19 protein-coding genes and 3 tRNA genes are annotated in these 16052 nt (G+C 60.4%); 17 read left to right on the top strand and 5 right to left on the bottom strand.

Annotated features, from left to right (window positions below; translation table 11 throughout):
- Positions 1 to 7: 7 nt before the first annotated feature.
- From H7R58_RS18375 to H7R58_RS18305, 15 genes are read left to right on the top strand one after another with little or no spacing between them, the layout of a single operon-like run.
- Positions 8 to 643, top strand: a complete 636-nt coding sequence (locus H7R58_RS18375) for a cobalt-precorrin-8 methylmutase (protein WP_182930093.1) — start codon at positions 8 to 10, stop codon at positions 641 to 643.
- The gene (cbiD, locus tag H7R58_RS18370) at positions 640 to 1779 is read left to right on the top strand and encodes a cobalt-precorrin-5B (C(1))-methyltransferase CbiD (protein WP_106925956.1); all 1140 of its coding nucleotides are present in this window, start codon (positions 640 to 642) and stop codon (positions 1777 to 1779) included. Before H7R58_RS18375 ends, cbiD begins: the two co-directional genes overlap by 4 nt.
- Positions 1773 to 2378 (top strand): cobalt-precorrin-7 (C(5))-methyltransferase, encoded by a 606-nt coding sequence (locus H7R58_RS18365; protein WP_106925958.1) that lies wholly within the window; start codon positions 1773 to 1775, stop codon positions 2376 to 2378. Before cbiD ends, H7R58_RS18365 begins: the two co-directional genes overlap by 7 nt.
- Positions 2368 to 2937, top strand: coding sequence for a decarboxylating cobalt-precorrin-6B (C(15))-methyltransferase (locus H7R58_RS18360; protein WP_182930094.1), 570 nt, complete (start codon positions 2368 to 2370; stop codon positions 2935 to 2937). The genes H7R58_RS18365 and H7R58_RS18360 overlap by 11 nt, the downstream gene beginning before the upstream one ends.
- Positions 2930 to 3703, top strand: a complete 774-nt coding sequence (locus H7R58_RS18355) for a cobalt-precorrin-4 methyltransferase (RefSeq protein WP_182930095.1) — start codon at positions 2930 to 2932, stop codon at positions 3701 to 3703. Before H7R58_RS18360 ends, H7R58_RS18355 begins: the two co-directional genes overlap by 8 nt.
- Complete coding sequence (gene cbiG, locus H7R58_RS18350; RefSeq protein ID WP_106925964.1) at positions 3684 to 4739, top strand: cobalt-precorrin 5A hydrolase; 1056 nt, start codon at positions 3684 to 3686, stop codon at positions 4737 to 4739. Before H7R58_RS18355 ends, cbiG begins: the two co-directional genes overlap by 20 nt.
- On the top strand, positions 4739 to 5464 hold the full coding sequence (locus tag H7R58_RS18345; protein WP_065358106.1) for a precorrin-3B C(17)-methyltransferase: 726 nt from the start codon (positions 4739 to 4741) through the stop codon (positions 5462 to 5464). Before cbiG ends, H7R58_RS18345 begins: the two co-directional genes overlap by 1 nt.
- Positions 5461 to 6261, top strand: coding sequence for a cobalt-precorrin-6A reductase (locus H7R58_RS18340; RefSeq protein ID WP_182930096.1), 801 nt, complete (start codon positions 5461 to 5463; stop codon positions 6259 to 6261). The genes H7R58_RS18345 and H7R58_RS18340 overlap by 4 nt, the downstream gene beginning before the upstream one ends.
- Complete coding sequence (gene cbiK, locus H7R58_RS18335; protein WP_106925968.1) at positions 6258 to 7037, top strand: sirohydrochlorin cobaltochelatase; 780 nt, start codon at positions 6258 to 6260, stop codon at positions 7035 to 7037. The genes H7R58_RS18340 and cbiK overlap by 4 nt, the downstream gene beginning before the upstream one ends.
- Complete coding sequence (locus tag H7R58_RS18330; protein WP_182930097.1) at positions 7034 to 7747, top strand: cobalt-factor II C(20)-methyltransferase; 714 nt, start codon at positions 7034 to 7036, stop codon at positions 7745 to 7747. The genes cbiK and H7R58_RS18330 overlap by 4 nt, the downstream gene beginning before the upstream one ends.
- The gene (cbiM, locus tag H7R58_RS18325; RefSeq protein ID WP_106925972.1) at positions 7744 to 8481 is read left to right on the top strand and encodes a cobalt ECF transporter S component CbiM; all 738 of its coding nucleotides are present in this window, start codon (positions 7744 to 7746) and stop codon (positions 8479 to 8481) included. The genes H7R58_RS18330 and cbiM overlap by 4 nt, the downstream gene beginning before the upstream one ends.
- Before the next feature lies 1 nt (position 8482).
- On the top strand, positions 8483 to 8764 hold the full coding sequence (locus H7R58_RS18320) for an energy-coupling factor ABC transporter substrate-binding protein (RefSeq protein ID WP_106925974.1): 282 nt from the start codon (positions 8483 to 8485) through the stop codon (positions 8762 to 8764).
- Positions 8751 to 9428, top strand: coding sequence for an energy-coupling factor ABC transporter transmembrane protein (locus tag H7R58_RS18315; protein WP_106926119.1), 678 nt, complete (start codon positions 8751 to 8753; stop codon positions 9426 to 9428). The genes H7R58_RS18320 and H7R58_RS18315 overlap by 14 nt, the downstream gene beginning before the upstream one ends.
- A gap of 8 nt (positions 9429 to 9436) precedes the next feature.
- Entirely contained in the window at positions 9437 to 10243 is an 807-nt protein-coding gene (locus tag H7R58_RS18310) for an energy-coupling factor ABC transporter ATP-binding protein (protein ID WP_182930098.1), read from the top strand.
- Positions 10240 to 11757, top strand: a complete 1518-nt coding sequence (locus H7R58_RS18305) for a cobyric acid synthase (protein WP_182930099.1) — start codon at positions 10240 to 10242, stop codon at positions 11755 to 11757. The genes H7R58_RS18310 and H7R58_RS18305 overlap by 4 nt, the downstream gene beginning before the upstream one ends.
- An 84-nt stretch (positions 11758 to 11841) precedes the next feature.
- Here the strand turns inward: H7R58_RS18305 and H7R58_RS18300 are convergent.
- From H7R58_RS18300 to H7R58_RS18290, 3 genes are all read right to left on the bottom strand, one after another.
- A tRNA-Met gene (locus tag H7R58_RS18300) sits at positions 11842 to 11918 on the bottom strand.
- A gap of 44 nt (positions 11919 to 11962) precedes the next feature.
- Positions 11963 to 12039 (bottom strand) — tRNA-Met (locus tag H7R58_RS18295).
- Between the two features lie 48 nt (positions 12040 to 12087).
- Positions 12088 to 12164 (bottom strand) — tRNA-Met (locus H7R58_RS18290).
- Between the two features lie 208 nt (positions 12165 to 12372).
- Between H7R58_RS18290 and mltA the strand changes: the two genes are divergently transcribed.
- The gene (gene mltA / locus H7R58_RS18285; RefSeq protein ID WP_106925980.1) at positions 12373 to 13470 is read left to right on the top strand and encodes a murein transglycosylase A; all 1098 of its coding nucleotides are present in this window, start codon (positions 12373 to 12375) and stop codon (positions 13468 to 13470) included.
- Between the two features lie 107 nt (positions 13471 to 13577).
- Positions 13578 to 14390, top strand: coding sequence for a tRNA cyclic N6-threonylcarbamoyladenosine(37) synthase TcdA (tcdA, locus tag H7R58_RS18280; protein ID WP_106925982.1), 813 nt, complete (start codon positions 13578 to 13580; stop codon positions 14388 to 14390).
- Here the strand turns inward: tcdA and csdE are convergent.
- Together csdE and csdA are read right to left on the bottom strand one after the other, a co-directional pair.
- The gene (gene csdE, locus H7R58_RS18275) at positions 14375 to 14824 is read right to left on the bottom strand and encodes a cysteine desulfurase sulfur acceptor subunit CsdE (RefSeq protein WP_182930100.1); all 450 of its coding nucleotides are present in this window, start codon (positions 14822 to 14824) and stop codon (positions 14375 to 14377) included. The two genes, tcdA and csdE, sit on opposite strands and share 16 nt — an antisense overlap.
- Positions 14824 to 16029, bottom strand: a complete 1206-nt coding sequence (gene csdA / locus H7R58_RS18270; protein ID WP_182930101.1) for a cysteine desulfurase CsdA — start codon at positions 16027 to 16029, stop codon at positions 14824 to 14826. The genes csdE and csdA overlap by 1 nt, the downstream gene beginning before the upstream one ends.
- Positions 16030 to 16052 lie beyond the last annotated feature (23 nt).

Here is a 16052-nt window from a genome sequence, read left to right as displayed (position 1 = left end):
GCACTGCATGAACTATATCCAGCAACCGCAAGCGATTGAGCGCAAAAGCTTCGAGATTATCAGCGAGATTATCGCGCAAACGCGCCCGGAGTATCGCTTCGCCAGCCCCTTGCACGAAGCGATTATCAAACGGGTGATCCACACCACCGCCGACTTCGAGTGGCTGGATATTTTGTGGTTCTCGCCGGATGCATTAACCCGCCTGTGCGAGGCGCTGAGCCGCCCGTGCACGCTCTACACCGACACCACCATGGCGCTTTCCGGCATCAACAAAAACCTGCTGGCCACCTTCGGCGGCGAGTGCCGCTGCTACATCAGCGACCCGCGCGTGGTGCGCGAGGCCAAAGCGCAGGGCATTACCCGCTCGATGGCGGCGGTGGACATTGCCGCCAAAGAAGAGGGCGACAAAGTGTTTGTCTTCGGCAATGCGCCAACCGCGCTATTCCGCCTGATGGAGCATAACGCGCTGGAAGTCGGCGGGGTGATTGGCGTGCCGGTCGGATTCGTCGGCGCGGCGGAATCCAAAGAGGCGCTGAGCAAAAGCAGCCTGCCGGGCATTGCCGCGCTGGGGCGTAAAGGTGGCAGCAACGTTGCGGCGGCGATCGTCAACGCCATTCTCTACCATCTGCAGGGGGTGCGATGAGCGAGCCCGCCTTTGATGCCCCGGTGTGGCATAACGGCAAAGCGCTGCGCAAAGGCTACACCACCGGCTCCAGCGCCACGGCGGCGGCGAAAGTCGCCGCGCTGATGGTGATGCGCCAGCACCTGATTCACCAGATCTCGATTGTCACGCCGTCGGGCGTGACGCTAAACCTGAATGTCGAATCCCCGCACGTCGAAGGCCAGCAGGGTATTGCCGCCATCCGCAAAGATGGCGGCGATGATATCGACGCTACCCACGGGATGCTGATTTTTGCTCGCGTCACCGTCAACGACAGCGGCGAGATTATCCTGCGTGGCGGCGAAGGTGTTGGCACCGTTACCCGCAAAGGCATCGGGCTGCCCATCGGCAGCGCGGCGATTAATCGCACCCCACGACACACCATTGAGACCGCCGTTCGTGAGGCCATCGGCCCGGCGCGCGGCGCAGAGGTGGAGATTTTTGCCCCAGAGGGCGAAGAGCGGGCGAAGAAAACCTATAACGCGCGGCTGGGCATTCTGGGCGGCATTTCGATTATTGGCACCACCGGTATCGTGACGCCGATGTCGGAAGAGAGCTGGAAACGCTCGCTGGCGTTGGAACTGGAGATGAAACGTGCCGCCGGGTTGGCGCGCGTGGTGCTGGTACCGGGCAACCACGGCGAACGCTTCGTACGCGAGCAGATGGGCATTGACTCGCAGGTGGTGGTCACCATGAGCAACTTTGTCGGCTACATGATTGAAGAGTCGGTGCGCCTTGGCTTCCGCCAGATTGTGCTGATTGGCCACCCCGGCAAGCTGGTCAAAATCGCCGCCGGGATTTTCCACACCCACAGCCATATCGCCGACGGGCGCATGGAGACGTTGGTGGCCCATCTGGCGCTGCTCGGCGCGCCCCTTGAACTGCTCACTCTGGTGAGCGAGTGCGACACCACCGAAGCGGCAATGGAACACATTGACGCTCACGGCTTCCAGAAAATCTACAACCATCTGGCCAAGCGCATCTGCCAGCGCGTGCTGGAGCGGCTGCGCTTCACGCAAAATCCGCCCATCTGCGATGCCATCATGTTTGCCTTTGATAACCAGATCCTCGGCAGCAATCGCCCGGTCAACGAGATCGTCAAGGACATGCAATGTTAACCGTCGTCGGAATGGGCCCGGCGGGCGTACAGCTGATGACGCCGCAGGCCGTGGAGGCGGTGAAACAAGCTGATGCGCTGGTTGGCGGCGTGCGCCATCTGGCGCAGTTTCCGGCGTTTGATGGTGAACGCTGCCCGCTGGGCGCCAATATTCCCCAGGTGCTGGCGTGGATTGAGGCGCGACAGGCGCAAAACGTGGTGGTGCTGGCCTCCGGCGACCCGCTGTTTTACGGCATCGGCACGCGGCTTATTGCCCATTTTGGCCGTGAAAACGTGCGGGTGATCCCCGGCGTCAGCGCCGTGCAATACCTGTGCGCGCAGGCGGGCATTGATATGAACGACATGTGGCTGACCAGCAGCCACGGGCGCGAGGTGGATTTCGACAGGCTGGCGAGCCACCGCAAGGTGGCGATGGTCACCGACAAACGCTGCGGCCCGAAAGCCATCGCCGCTGAACTGGTGGCGCGCGGTAAGGGACACCGCTGGATGGTGATTGGCGAAAACCTGGCGCAGGACAACGAACGCATCCACTGGCTGCCGGTTAGCGCCGTGGAGCGCGATTATGAGATGAACACGGTGGTGATCCTCGATGAAAGATGAGCTGTTTTTACGCGGCGAAAAGGTGCCGATGACCAAAGAGGCAGTGCGCGCGCTGGCGCTCTCAAAACTTGAGCTGCACGGTGCGAGTCACCTGATTGATATTGGCGCAGGCACCGGCAGCGTGTCGATTGAAGCCGCGCTGCAAAATCCGGCGCTGACGGTGACGGCGATTGAGCGTAATCCGGCGGCGCTGCATCTGCTGGCGGAAAACTGTCAGCGCTTTGAGTGTCGGAATATTCACATCGTAGAAGGCGAAGCGCCGCTGACGGTTGATGCGCTCGCCGACGCGGTCTTTATGGGCGGCAGCGGCGGCCATCTCTGCGCGCTTATCGACTGGTCTCTGCGCCAGCTTCGCCCGGGCGGGCGTCTGGTGATGACCTTTATTTTGCAGGAGAACCTGCACTGTGCTCTCGAGCATCTCGAGCGCGTCGGAGTTCCGGCGGTTGACTGCCAGCAGTTGAATGTTTCAACGCTGACGGCGCTGGGTACCGGTCACTATTTTAAACCGCACAATCCCGTTTTTGTGCTTGCTTGTCACAAGGAGCGACACCATGGCTGAGGCTTTTGATACACGCTGCGTTTGGTTCGTCGGCGCCGGGCCGGGCGACCGCGAACTGATTACTCTGAAAGGCTACCGCCTGCTGCAACAGGCGCAAGTGGTGATTTACGCCGGTTCGCTGATTAACCCCGAACTGCTGAGCTACTGTCCGGCGGAAGCCGAGTGCCACGACAGCGCCGGGCTGCATCTTGAGCAAATCCTCGACCTGATGGAAGCGGGCGTGAAGGCCGGAAAAACGGTGGTGCGCCTGCAAACCGGCGACGTGTCGCTGTACGGCTCGGTGCGCGAGCAGGGCGAAGAGCTGACCCGTCGCGGCATTGACTGGCAGGTGGTGCCGGGCGTCAGCGCGTTTCTCGGCGCGGCGGCGGAGCTGGGCGTCGAGTACACGGTACCGGAAGTCTCGCAAAGCCTGATCATCACTCGCCTGGAAGGGCGTACGCCGGTGCCAGAGCGCGAACAGCTGGAATCCTTTGCCCAGCATCGCACCTCAATGGCGATTTACCTCTCCGTACAGCGCATCAACAAAGTCGCCGAGCGGCTGATTGACGGCGGCTACCCGGCGACCACGCCGGTGGCGGTGATTTACAAGGCTACCTGGCCCGAGAGCCAGACCGTACGCGGTACGCTTTTGGATATCGCCGATAAAGTGCGCGATGCCGACATCCGTAAAACGGCGCTGATCCTGGTCGGGGATTTTCTCGGCGAGGAATACCACTACTCGCGCCTCTACGCCGCAGATTTTAGCCATGAATACCGCAAAGCCTGAGCGCATTGCGCTGTTCTGCCTGACCCCCGGCGGCGTCGCGCTGGCCAGGCGGCTACACTCGGCGCTGCCGATGACCTGCTTTACCCGCGAAGGGCTGGTGGTGGAGGGATTCCTGCCTTTTGACGGCAGCTTTTCCCGTACCGTGCAGCGGGCATTTACGCACTATTCAGCGCTGGTGTTTATCGGCGCGACCGGCATCGCGGTACGCGTGCTGGCGCCGCTGCTGGTTGATAAGCTCCGCGACCCGGCGGTGGTGGTGATTGATGAACGCGGCCAGCACGTGATTAGCCTGCTTTCCGGCCACGTGGGCGGCGCGAACGACCTGGCACGACGGTTGGCGGGCATTCTCGACGTGGAGCCGGTCATCACCACCGCCACCGACGTGAATGAGGTGGCGGCGCTGGATACGCTGGCCTGTCAGCTCAACGCGCGGATGCACGACTTTCGCGCCGCGGTAAAGGCGGTTAACCAAATGCTCGTCAGCCAGCAGCGGGTTGGGCTGTGGTGGGACGACCGTTTTAGCGCTGATATTCGCCGCTGCGACCTACGCGGTTTTATTCCGGTTACCGATCTTCATACGCTGCCCGACCTCGATGGGCTGGTGTGTATCACCTTGCGTAAAACGTTACCCGATCTGCCGGTGCCCCATTGGAAGCTGGTCCCGCGGCGCATCGTTGCGGGCATTGGCTGCCGTCGCGGCACCCCGCGCGAGCTGATTAGCGCGCTGCTGATGCGCCAGTTGGCACTTCAGCAGTTGGACCCGCTGGCGCTGAAGGCTATCGGCAGCATTGTCCTTAAGCAGGATGAACTGGGGCTGATTCAGTTGGCAAGCGACCTCGACGTACCGTTTGAGGTGTTTAGCGTGTCCGCTCTGCGCGAGCATGAGCACCGTTTTCCCTCATCGCTGTTTGTCAAACAAACGGTCGGCGTTGGCAGCGTTTCCGGCCCGTCGGCATGGCTGTTAAGCGATGGGCACTTACTCGGTGGAACCCTGCGTGAACAGGGGATCACCATTACTTTGGGAGTCACATACTGATGTTAAGCGTAATTGGGATCGGCCCTGGCTCGCAGGCCATGATGACCATGGAGGCCGTCGAGGCGCTGCAGGCGGCGGAAATCGTCGTCGGCTACAAAACCTATACCCACCTGGTGAAAGCCTTTACCGGCGATAAGCAGGTGATCAAAACCGGGATGTGCAAAGAGATTGAACGCTGTCAGGCGGCGATTGAACTGGCGCAGGCCGGGCACAACGTGGCGCTGATTAGCAGCGGTGATGCGGGCATTTACGGCATGGCGGGGCTGGTGCTGGAACTGGTCAGCAAACAGAAGCTGGACGTGGAAGTGCGCCTGATCCCGGGCATGACCGCCAGCATTGCGGCAGCCTCACTGCTGGGCGCGCCGCTGATGCACGACTTCTGCCATATCAGCCTGAGCGACCTGCTCACCCCGTGGCCGGTGATCGAGAAACGTATTATCGCCGCCGGGGAAGCCGACTTCGTTATCTGCTTCTACAACCCGCGCAGCCGGGGTCGCGAAGGGCATCTGGCGCGCGCCTTTGAACTGCTTTCCGCGGTTAAAAGCGCCGATACGCCGGTGGGCGTGGTGAAGTCGGCCGGGCGCAAAAAGCAGGAAAAATGGCTCACTACGCTCGGCGCGATGGACTTTGAACCGGTGGACATGACCAGCCTGGTCATCGTCGGCAATAAAACCACCTATGTGCAGGACGGCCTGATGATCACGCCTAGAGGCTACGTGCTGTGAGTTTCGGTGACGTGCTGGTGGTGGGCGGCACCAGCGATGCGCGCGCGCTTTGCCTGCAGCTTGATGCCGCGCAGGTGCGCTACACCGTGTCGGTGGCGACACCCACCGGCGAAGCGCTGGCGGGCGATATTCAGGGGCAGGTGCGCTGCGGTCGTCTGGAGCGGGAAGAGATGGTCGCCTGGCTTCGTGAACACAACACGCGCTGGGTGATTGATGCGTCGCACCCGTATGCCGAAGCGGTCAGCCGCAACGTGCTGGACGCCTGTGCGCAAGCGGGTGTCCTGCTGAGTCGCTACCAGCGCCCGGATCAACGGGATGAACTGACGCACCCGCTGCTGCACTACGTCACCGGCATTGATGAAGCCTGTGAACGGATCAAACCGTTAGGCCAGCGCGTGCTGCTGACCACCGGCAGCAAAGATCTGGCGCGGTGGCGCGCCGGGCTGCCGGAAAAAACGCTGCTGGCCCGCGTGCTGCCGGTGCCGAACGTGGTGCAGCAGTGCGCCGACCTCGGCTTTGGCGTGGGCGAGATTTTTGCTATCTGCGCGCCGTTCAGCGCGGAATTTAACGCCGCGTTTTATCGTCACTGCCGCGCCGACGTGGTGGTGACCAAAGCCTCCGGCGCGGAAGGCGGCTATCTGGAGAAGGTACAACCCTGCCTGGACGCCGGACTTCCCTGCATCGTGATTACCCGTCCGGCACCGCTGGTGTCCGGCGATGAACTACTGGAAAGTCAGTCCGCCTTTGCCGAGCGCTTAGCGCGCTGGTTGGCCGACGACAAAAGGAATCAAGCATGAAAAAAGCCCTACTGGTGGTGAGCTTCGGCACCAGCTACCACGATACCTGCGAGAAGAATATTGTCGCCTGCGAACGCGAACTGGCGGCCAGTTGCCCCGATCGTGACCTGTTCCGCGCCTTTACCTCGGGCATGATTATCCGCAAGCTGAAAGCCCGCGACGGCATTGAAACCGATACGCCGCTTGAGGCGCTGCAAAAGCTTGCGGACCTCGGCTATGACGATGTGGCGGTTCAGTCGCTGCACATTATCAATGGCGACGAGTACGAGAAAATTGCCCGCGAAGTACAGAGCCTGCGCCCGCTGTTTAAACGCCTGACCCTCGGCACGCCGCTGCTGAGCGGCCACGACGACTATGTGCGTCTGATGGAGGCGCTCACCCAACAAATGCCTGCGCTGAACGCCAACGAAAAGGTGGTGTTTATGGGCCACGGCGCCAGCCACCACGCCTTTGCTGCCTACGCCTGCCTCGACCATATGATGACCGCCCAGCGCTTCCCGGCGCGGGTTGGCGCGGTGGAGAGCTACCCGGAAGTGGAGGTGCTGATTGAGAGCATGAGCAGAGAGGGCGTCAGCGCCGTACACCTGATGCCGCTGATGCTGGTGGCGGGCGACCACGCTATCAACGACATGGCCTCCGACGAAGAAGATTCGTGGAAGACGCTGTTTAACGCGGCGGGCATTCCGGCTACGCCGTGGCTGTGCGGGCTGGGCGAAAACCCGGTGGTGCGCGCCATGTTTGTTGACCATTTGCAGCAGTCTCTGGAGGCAGCATGAGCGGCAAACTGTATGCCCTGAGCACCGGGCCGGGTGCGTCTGACCTGATTACCGTTCGCGCGGCGCGCGTTCTGGGCTCGCTGGATATTCTTTACGCCCCGGCTGGCCGCAAAGGCGGCGACAGCCTGGCGCTCTCCATCGTGCGCGAATACCTCGGCGAACAGACCGAAGTACGCTGCTGCCACTTCCCGATGAGCGCCGACAGCGCTGAAAAAGAGGCCGTCTGGGATGACGTTTCGGCGGCGCTGGTACGCGAAGTGGAAGCCGGGAAGCGCGTGGGCTTTATCACCCTCGGTGACGCGATGCTGTTCAGCACCTGGGTCTTTTTACTCCAGCGCATTGGCAGCCCTGAGTGGCTGGAGATTGTGCCCGGCGTGACCTCGTTCGCTGCCATTGCCGCGCGCAGCAAAACGCCGCTGGCAATGGAACAGCAGTCGCTGGCGGTGGTCGCCTGCACCGCGCCGGAAGACGAGATTGAACGCGCGCTGGCGCAGCACGACAGCCTGGTGCTGATGAAAGTCTATGGCCGTTTTCCGCGTATTAAAGCGCTGCTGGCAAAAGCAGGACTGCTGGATAACGCACTGCTGATGGCCGAGGCGACGCTGCCGGGTGAACAGTGCTGGCGGCATTTAGGCGAGGTCGCTGACGACCTGCCGCTGCCGTATTTCTCCACCATTCTGGTGAATAAACAGTGGGAGCAAGGAAAATGAAACTGGAACAACAGCTGAAGCAGTTATCGCTCAGTGGATTCGCGGCGGCGATACTGCTGCTGGTGGTACCGCAAGAAGCCTTTGCGATGCACATCATGGAAGGCTTCCTGCCGCCGATGTGGGCGCTGGCCTGGTGGCTGCTGTTCCTGCCGTGCCTATGGTACGGGCTGGTTCGCCTGCGCCGCATCGTGCAGGAAGACAGCAACCAGAAGGTGCTGCTGGCGCTGTGCGGGGCGTTTATTTTTGTCCTCTCGGCATTGAAGATCCCGTCCGTCACCGGGAGCTGCTCGCACCCGACCGGCGTGGGGCTGGCAGTCATTTTGTTCGGGCCGGGCGTAGTGGCTATTCTGGGGGCGATCGTACTGTTGTTCCAGGCGCTGCTGCTGGCTCACGGCGGCCTGACGACGCTTGGCGCTAACGGCATGTCAATGGCGGTAATTGGGCCAATCGTCGGCTATCTGGTGTGGAAGATGGCCTGTAAGGCCGGGTTCCGCCGCGATGTGTCGGTGTTCCTGTGCGCCATGCTGGCGGACCTGGCGACCTACTTTGTCACCTCTCTCCAGTTGGGCGTGGCCTTTCCGGATCCGCAGGCGGGCTTTGTTGGATCGAGCCTGAAGTTTATGGGGATCTTTTGCCTGACTCAGGTTCCTATCGCCATTGCCGAAGGCTTGCTGACGGTGATGATCTACGACCAGTTAACCAAGCGACAGCTGATCGCCACTGAGGGGCGCTAAAATGAAAAAGACATTAATCCTGCTGGCGATGGTGATTGCGCTGGTTATCCTGCCGTTCTTTATCAACCATGGCGGCGAATACGGTGGTTCTGACGATCAGGCTGAAGGCGTGATTAGCGCCGTTGATCCAGGCTATAAGCCGTGGTTCCAGCCGCTCTATGAACCGGCAAGCGGCGAAATTGAGAGCCTGCTGTTTACCCTGCAGGGCTCCCTCGGCGCGGCGGTGATTTTCTACATTCTCGGCTACTACAAGGGCCGCCAGCGCCATGATGACCGGGCTTGATAGGCTGAGTTACCAAAGCCGCTGGTTTCACGTGCAGCCAGAGCGAAAGTTTCTGCTCTGGCTGCTGATGATGGTGCTGGCCTTTAGCCTGCCGCCGCTCGGACAGGCGCTGCTGATGGCACTGACGGCGGGTTTTACCTGCTGGCTGCTGCGTATCTCGCTGTGGCGCTGGCTTCGCTGGATGGCGCTGCCGCTGGGCTTTCTGCTGGTAGGCGTGGTGACGATTGTTTTTAGCGTCAGCCGCGACCCGCACGCGCTGCTGGTGAGCGTGCCGCTGGGTTCGTTCTCGCTCGGCATCACCACCGCCGGGCTTGCCACCGCCAACGCGACCTTCTGGCGCAGCCTGGCCGCATTGTCCGCGACCTTCTGGCTGGTGTTGAATCTGCCGTTCCCGCAGCTTATCGTGCTGCTCAAACGCGGACGAGTGCCGCGCCTGCTGATCGAGCAGATCCTGCTGACCTGGCGCTTTATCTTTATCCTGCTGGACGAGGCGATGGCGATCCACCGGGCGCAGACGCTGCGCTTTGGTTATCGCAACGTTCGTCTGGGCTACCGCTCGCTGGCGATGCTGGTCAGCCTGCTGTTTACGCGTGTTTTAATCCGCTATCAGCAGATGAGCACCGTACTGGATATCAAACTGTATCAAGGTGATTTTCACCTCTAAGGAACGCCATGCTGGCTACCACTAACCTTTGGTTTCGCTACCAGCAGGAACCGACGCTCAAAGGGCTGACGCTGGACTTCTCGCGCCAGGCCGTCACCGGCCTCGTTGGGGCGAACGGCTGCGGAAAATCGACGCTGTTTATGAACCTCAGCGGGCTTTTGCGCCCGCAGCAGGGCGCGGTGCTGTGGCAGGGCAAACCGCTGGACTACAGTAAGCGCGGGCTGCTGGCGCTGCGCCAGCAGGTAGCGACCGTATTCCAGGACCCGGAGCAGCAGATTTTCTACACCGATATTGATAGCGATATTGCCTTTAGCCTGCGTAATCTGGGCGTTCCGGAAACGGAAATTGCCCGCCGGGTAGACGACGCGCTGACGCTGGTTGATGCCCAGCACTTCCGTCAGCAGCCGATTCAATGCCTGAGCCACGGGCAGAAAAAACGGGTGGCGATTGCCGGTGCGCTGGTATTACAGGCGCGCTACCTGCTGCTGGATGAACCGACCGCCGGGCTGGACCCCTCCGGGCGCGCGCAGATGATCGATATCATCAAACGCATCGTGGCGCAGGGAAATCATGTGGTGATTTCCAGCCACGATATTGATTTAATTTATGAAGTTAGCGACGCAGTATACGTGCTGCGCCACGGCGAAGTGCTGGCTGAGGGCGAGCCGGGCGAGGTGTTTGCCCGTACAGCACTGATTGAACAAGCGGGGTTGAGCCAGCCATGGCTGGTGAAGCTGCATGCGGAGCTGGGGCTGCCGCTGTGTAAAACCGAGGCGGAATTTTTCCGCCGGATGCGTGAAAAAGGAACCGTATGACACAGGCCATTATGTTGCAGGGCACCGCCTCCGATGTTGGGAAAAGTATGCTGGTGGCGGGGCTATGCCGGATTTTTTATCAGGATGGCCTGCGCTGCGCGCCGTTTAAATCGCAGAATATGGCGCTCAATTCCGGCATTACCCCAGATGGCAAAGAGATGGGGCGCGCACAGATTTTTCAGGCGGAAGCGGCGGGCATTGCGCCGGATGTGCGGATGAACCCGATTCTGCTCAAGCCAACCAGCGACCGCAAAGCGCAGATTGTACTGATGGGCGAAGTGGCGAGCGATATGGACGCTGTCAGCTATCACGACTACAAGCCGCGCCTGCGCGAGCAGATTCTCAGCGTCTACCGGAGTCTGGCGAGCGAGTATGAGGTGCTGGTACTGGAAGGGGCGGGCAGCCCGGCGGAGATTAACCTGCGTGACCGCGATATCGTCAATATGGGCATGGCCGAGATGGCGCAGTGCCCGGTGATTCTGGTGGCCGATATAGACCGGGGCGGCGTGTTTGCCGCTATCTACGGTACCCTGGCGCTGCTGCGCGAGCACGAACGGGCGCGGGTGAAAGGGGTGATTATCAATAAGTTTCGCGGCGACGTTGCGCTGCTGCACTCTGGTATTGAACAGATTGAAGCGCTGACTCATGTGCCGGTGCTGGGCGTGATGCCGTGGCTGGAAGTTGACCTGGAAGATGAAGACGGCGTGGCGCTGCAAAAGGGCAAATACCGTCACGCGGCAGCGTATGAGATTGACGTGGCGGTGGTGCAACTGCCGCATATCTCTAACTTTACCGACTTCAACGCGCTGGCGGCGCAGCCGGACGTGCGGGTGCGCTATGTCCGGCATGCGGAAGATTTGTCCGGCGCTGACCTGATTATCCTGCCCGGCAGTAAAAATACGCTGGGCGACTTGCTGTGGTTGCAGGATAACGGGCTGGCGCACGGCGTTTTACTGGCGCAGCGTCAGGGCGTGCCGGTGCTGGGTATTTGCGGCGGTTATCAGATGTTGGGCGATACGCTCATCGATGACGTGGAGTCAGGATTGGGCTCGCTGCCCGGCTTAGGGCTGCTAAACGTGGTGACGCGCTTTGCGCCGACGAAAACCACCACGCAGGCCACTGCGACGCTCGGCGATGCGCTACCGGGCTGGCTGGCGCCGGTCTCTGGTCTGCCGCTGCGCGGCTATGAAATTCATATGGGTGAAACCACGCCGTCAGGCGACGGTCGTGCGCTGATGCAGCTGTGTAAAAACGGTCAGTACAGCGCGGATGGCGCGGTCAGCGAAGATGGGCTGGTCTTTGGCACCTATTTGCACGGCCTGTTCGACAGCGATGCGTTTACCCGCGCGCTGGTTAACGGCTTACGTGAGCGCAAAGGGCTGGCGGCGCTCAACCACGATTTTCACTATGCAGAATATAAGGCGCAGCAGTTTGATATCCTGGCAGCATCGATGCGTCAGCATATTGATATTGAAAAGATTTATACGATTATGCGCGAGTATCGAGAAGCCTAGGGAAGGGGGCGCCATTCAACCGGGTGGCGCTGCGTTGGCTGAACGACGGGCAAAAAAAAACACCCTTAAGGGTGTCATTTTAATTGGTTGCGGGGGCCGGATTTGAACCGACGACCTTCGGGTTATGAGCCCGACGAGCTACCAGGCTGCTCCACCCCGCGTCCGTCTTTACTCTTCATCGAGTAAACTTGCATCAGATTTTAATTGGTTGCGGGGGCCGGATTTGAACAGACGACCTTCGGGTTATGAGCCCGACGAGCTACCAGGCTGCTCCACCCCGCGTCCGTCATTACTCTTCCATCGAGTAACGTTACTGCTTCTGATTTTAATTGGTTGCGGGGGCCAGATTTGAACTGACGACCTTCGGGTTATGAGCCCGACGAGCTACCAGGCTGCTCCACCCCGCGTCCGTGGATGCGCACTATACTCTGCTGAGCATTTGTTGCAACCCATTTTTGAGATAAATCACTCATTTTTTTATGACTTGTACGTATACGACACAATTTGCCTGTTTTTTGTACGTAATTATGACAAGCATGCGCGATCGCATTTCAATACCCCTGGCGGTTTGTTATCTTCAGCGGGCACTTACGATTATGCGGAATACAAGACACCATGAAAGGACGTTGGGTTAAATATGTGGCAACGGGCGCAATGCTGGCAATGCTGGCCGCCTGTTCGTCAAAACCGACCGATCGCGGTCAACAGTATAAAGACGGGAAATTCACCCAGCCTTTCTCTTTAGTCAACCAGCCTGATGCCGTGGGCGCGCCGATTAATGCCGGCGACTTTGCGCAGCAGGTCGGCCATATCCGAAACGCCTCTCCGCGCCTTTACGGCAACCAGAGCAACGTTTATAGCGCCGTGCAGCAGTGGCTGCTCGCCGGCGGCGATACCCGCACCCTGCGCCAGTACGGTCTTGATGCCTGGCAGATGGAAGGGACAGATAACTACGGTAACGTCCAGTTTACCGGTTACTACACGCCGGTGGTTGAGGCGCGCCATACGCGACAGGGCGAATTCCAGTACCCGATTTACCGCATGCCGCCTAAGCGCGGTAAGCTGCCTTCCCGCGCCGGCATTTACGCCGGACAGCTGAGCGATGACTACATTCTTGCCTACAGCAACTCGCTGATGGATAACTTCATCATGGACGTACAGGGCAGCGGCTATATTGATTTCGGCGACGGCTCGCCGCTGAACTTCTTTAGCTACGCAGGGAAAAACGGCTGGGCATATAAAAGCATTGGCAAAGTGCTGATCGACCGCGGCGAAGTGAAGCGCGAAGACATGTCGATGCAGGCGATTCGCCATTGGGGTGAAACCCACAGCGAAGCGGAAGTGCGCGAGCTGCTGGAGCAAAACCCGTCGTTCGTCTTCTTTAAACCGCAGTCCTTTGCGCCGGTAAAAGGCGCCAGCGCCGTACCGCTGGTGGGCCGAGCGTCGGTCGCCGCCGACCGCAACGTGATTCCGCCGGGCACGACGCTGCTGGCTGAAGTTCCGCAACTGGATAACAACGGCAAGTTTAACGGCCAGTATGAGCTGCGTCTGATGGTGGCGCTGGACGTCGGCGGCGCGATTAAAGGCCAGCACTTCGATATCTACCAGGGCATCGGCCCGGATGCCGGGCATCGCGCAGGCTGGTATAATCACTACGGACGCGTGTGGGTGCTGAAGACAGCGTCTAACGGCGGGAATGTGTTTAGCGGCTAGTGCCGGATGGCGCTTCGCTTATCCGGCCTACATGATTGAGTAGGCCTGATAAGGCGTAGCCGCCATCAGGCGGTAATATCGCGCGAAATTTATGAATTTGAGGTTTTATGTCTGTGGTTATCAGTGACGCCTGGCGCCAGCGTTTTGGCGGCACGGCACGTTTGTACGGTGAAAAAGCGCTACAGGTCTTTGCTGACGCGCATGTGTGCGTGGTCGGTATTGGCGGCGTAGGCAGCTGGGCGGCGGAAGCGCTGGCGCGTACCGGCATCGGTGCGATCACGCTTATCGACATGGATGACGTGTGCGTTACCAACACTAACCGTCAGATCCACGCCCTTGGCGGCAACGTTGGGCTGGCAAAAGCTGAGGTCATGGCGGAGCGTATCCGGCTGATTAACCCCGAGTGCCGCGTGAGTGTCGTAGACGATTTTGTCACCCCGGATAATGTGGCGGAATACATGGGCGCGGGCTACAGCTACGTGGTCGATGCCATCGACAGCGTGCGGCCGAAGGCGGCGCTGATTGCTTACTGCCGTCGCTATAAAGTGCCGCTGATCACAACCGGCGGGGCGGGCGGGCAAATCGACCCGACGCAGATTCAGGTCAGCGATCTGGCGAAAACCATTCAGGACCCGCTGGCGGCCAAGCTGCGTGAGCGGCTGAAAAGCGAATTTGGCGTGGTGAAGAACAGCAAAGGTAAGCTGGGTGTGGACTGCGTGTTTTCCACCGAAGCGCTGGTCTACCCGCAGTCTGACGGGTCAGTGTGTGCCATGAAAAGCACCGCTGAGGGCCCTAAACGCATGGACTGCGCCTCGGGCTTTGGCGCGGCGACCATGGTGACCGCAACCTTTGGTTTTGTCGCGGTGTCCCATGCGCTGAAAAAGATGCTGGCGAAAGCGGAGCGTCAGGCTAGCGTCTGACGCGCGGCTTCTATCATGGCCTCGCTCAGGGCCATCAGGCCCTGAGAGCGAGAGGCGCTCAGTTGACCACGTAGCCCCAGTTCATCAAACAGGTTGAGCGGATCGTCTGCCAGAATCTCCGCTGGCTGTTTGCCTTCTGCCGCCGTCAGCAGCACCGCCAGCAGCCCACGTACAATCCTTCCTTCGCTATCGCCAAAGAAGTGCAGCGTGCCGTCTGGCGCTTGGGTATAACCCAGCCAGACGCGGTTTTCGCAGCCGGGGATCTCGCGCGCTTGCGCTTTTAGATCTTCCGACAGCGCTGGAAGCTGTTTTCCTAATAGGATCAGTTGGCGGTATTTCTCTTCCCACTGCGAAAGCGCCGCAAACTGTTTTCGTAACGTATCTGGGGTTACGGTGGTGCCGAACGGGTGCCCGGCGAGTGAAGACGTCGTCATTAGTCCACCAGAAGTTCGAGCGCACGGTCGACGGCGCTGACCAGCGCCTGTACGTCGTCCTGCGTATTGTAAGGGGCAAACGAGGCGCGCAGCGTACCGCTCACGCCCAGCGCCGCCAGCAGCGGTTGAGCGCAGTGCTGACCGGCGCGCAGGGCGATGCCGTATTCGGCCAGCAGCGTCACCATATCGCTGTGGTGAACGCCAGCAAAATCAAAGGCCAGCAGGCTGGAGTCCTGGCAGCGGAAAGAGCGGAAGCCCGGGCGTTTTGCCAGTTCTTCCTCCGCAAGCGTCGCCAGACCCCGGCTCCAGGATTCGGCCTGTACCATGTCGATATCGGACAGCCACTCCAGCGCCGCGCTGAGACCAATCACTCCGGCAACGTTTGGCGTACCGGCCTCCAGACGATAAGGCACCGGCTGAGTGGTGAAACCGTCGAAGGTCACTTCGCTAATCATTTTGCCGCCGCCGAGCCATGGGTTCATGGCATTCAGCAGTTCGCTTTTACCGTATAGCACGCCGATGCCGGTGGGCCCGTAGAGCTTATGGCCGGAAAAAGCGTAGAAGTCGATATCCAGCGCCTGAACGTCGGCGGGGAAGTGCACCGCCCCCTGGGCTCCGTCCACCATCACCACCATGCCTGCCCGATGGGCGAGGGCAATGGCGCGCGATAAATTCGGACAGCCACCGGTCACGTTCGACATTTGCCCCAGCGCCAGAATGCGGCTGCGCGGGGTGATGAGCGTCGTCAGTTGTTCGACATCCGGCAGACGATCGGTGCCGAGAGGCAGCTGCACAATCTTTGCGCCGGTCTGCTCGGCAACCATCAGCCATGGCACCAGGTTAGCGTGGTGCTCGGCCACGCTCACAATAATCTCATCGCCCGGCTGCAGACGCGGGCGGGCGTAGCACTGGGCCACCATATTGATGGCCTCGGTGGTGCCGCGCGTCCAGACAATGTCTTTGCCGCTCGGGGCGTTCAGCCAGCGGGCTACCTGCTCGCGAGCGGCCTCATAGCGCGCGGTTAAGCGCTGGGCTTCGGCAAACTGGCTGCGGTGCACGTTACCCGCGCTGAGCGAATAAAAATGATGTGTCGCCTCGATCACCGCCAGTGGCTTTAACGCGGTGGCGGCGCTATCAAGGTACACCCCGGCATCATGCAGGGCGGGAAACTGGGAGCGAAACTGTGCTGGGGAGAAGGCGTTCATGGAATTCCTCATATCAATAAGGA

It is taken from the genome of Klebsiella sp. WP4-W18-ESBL-05, from assembly GCF_014169075.1.
GTDB classification, from domain to species: domain Bacteria; phylum Pseudomonadota; class Gammaproteobacteria; order Enterobacterales; family Enterobacteriaceae; genus Kluyvera; species Kluyvera ascorbata_B.
This window is presented reverse-complemented; position numbering and strand designations above follow the sequence as displayed.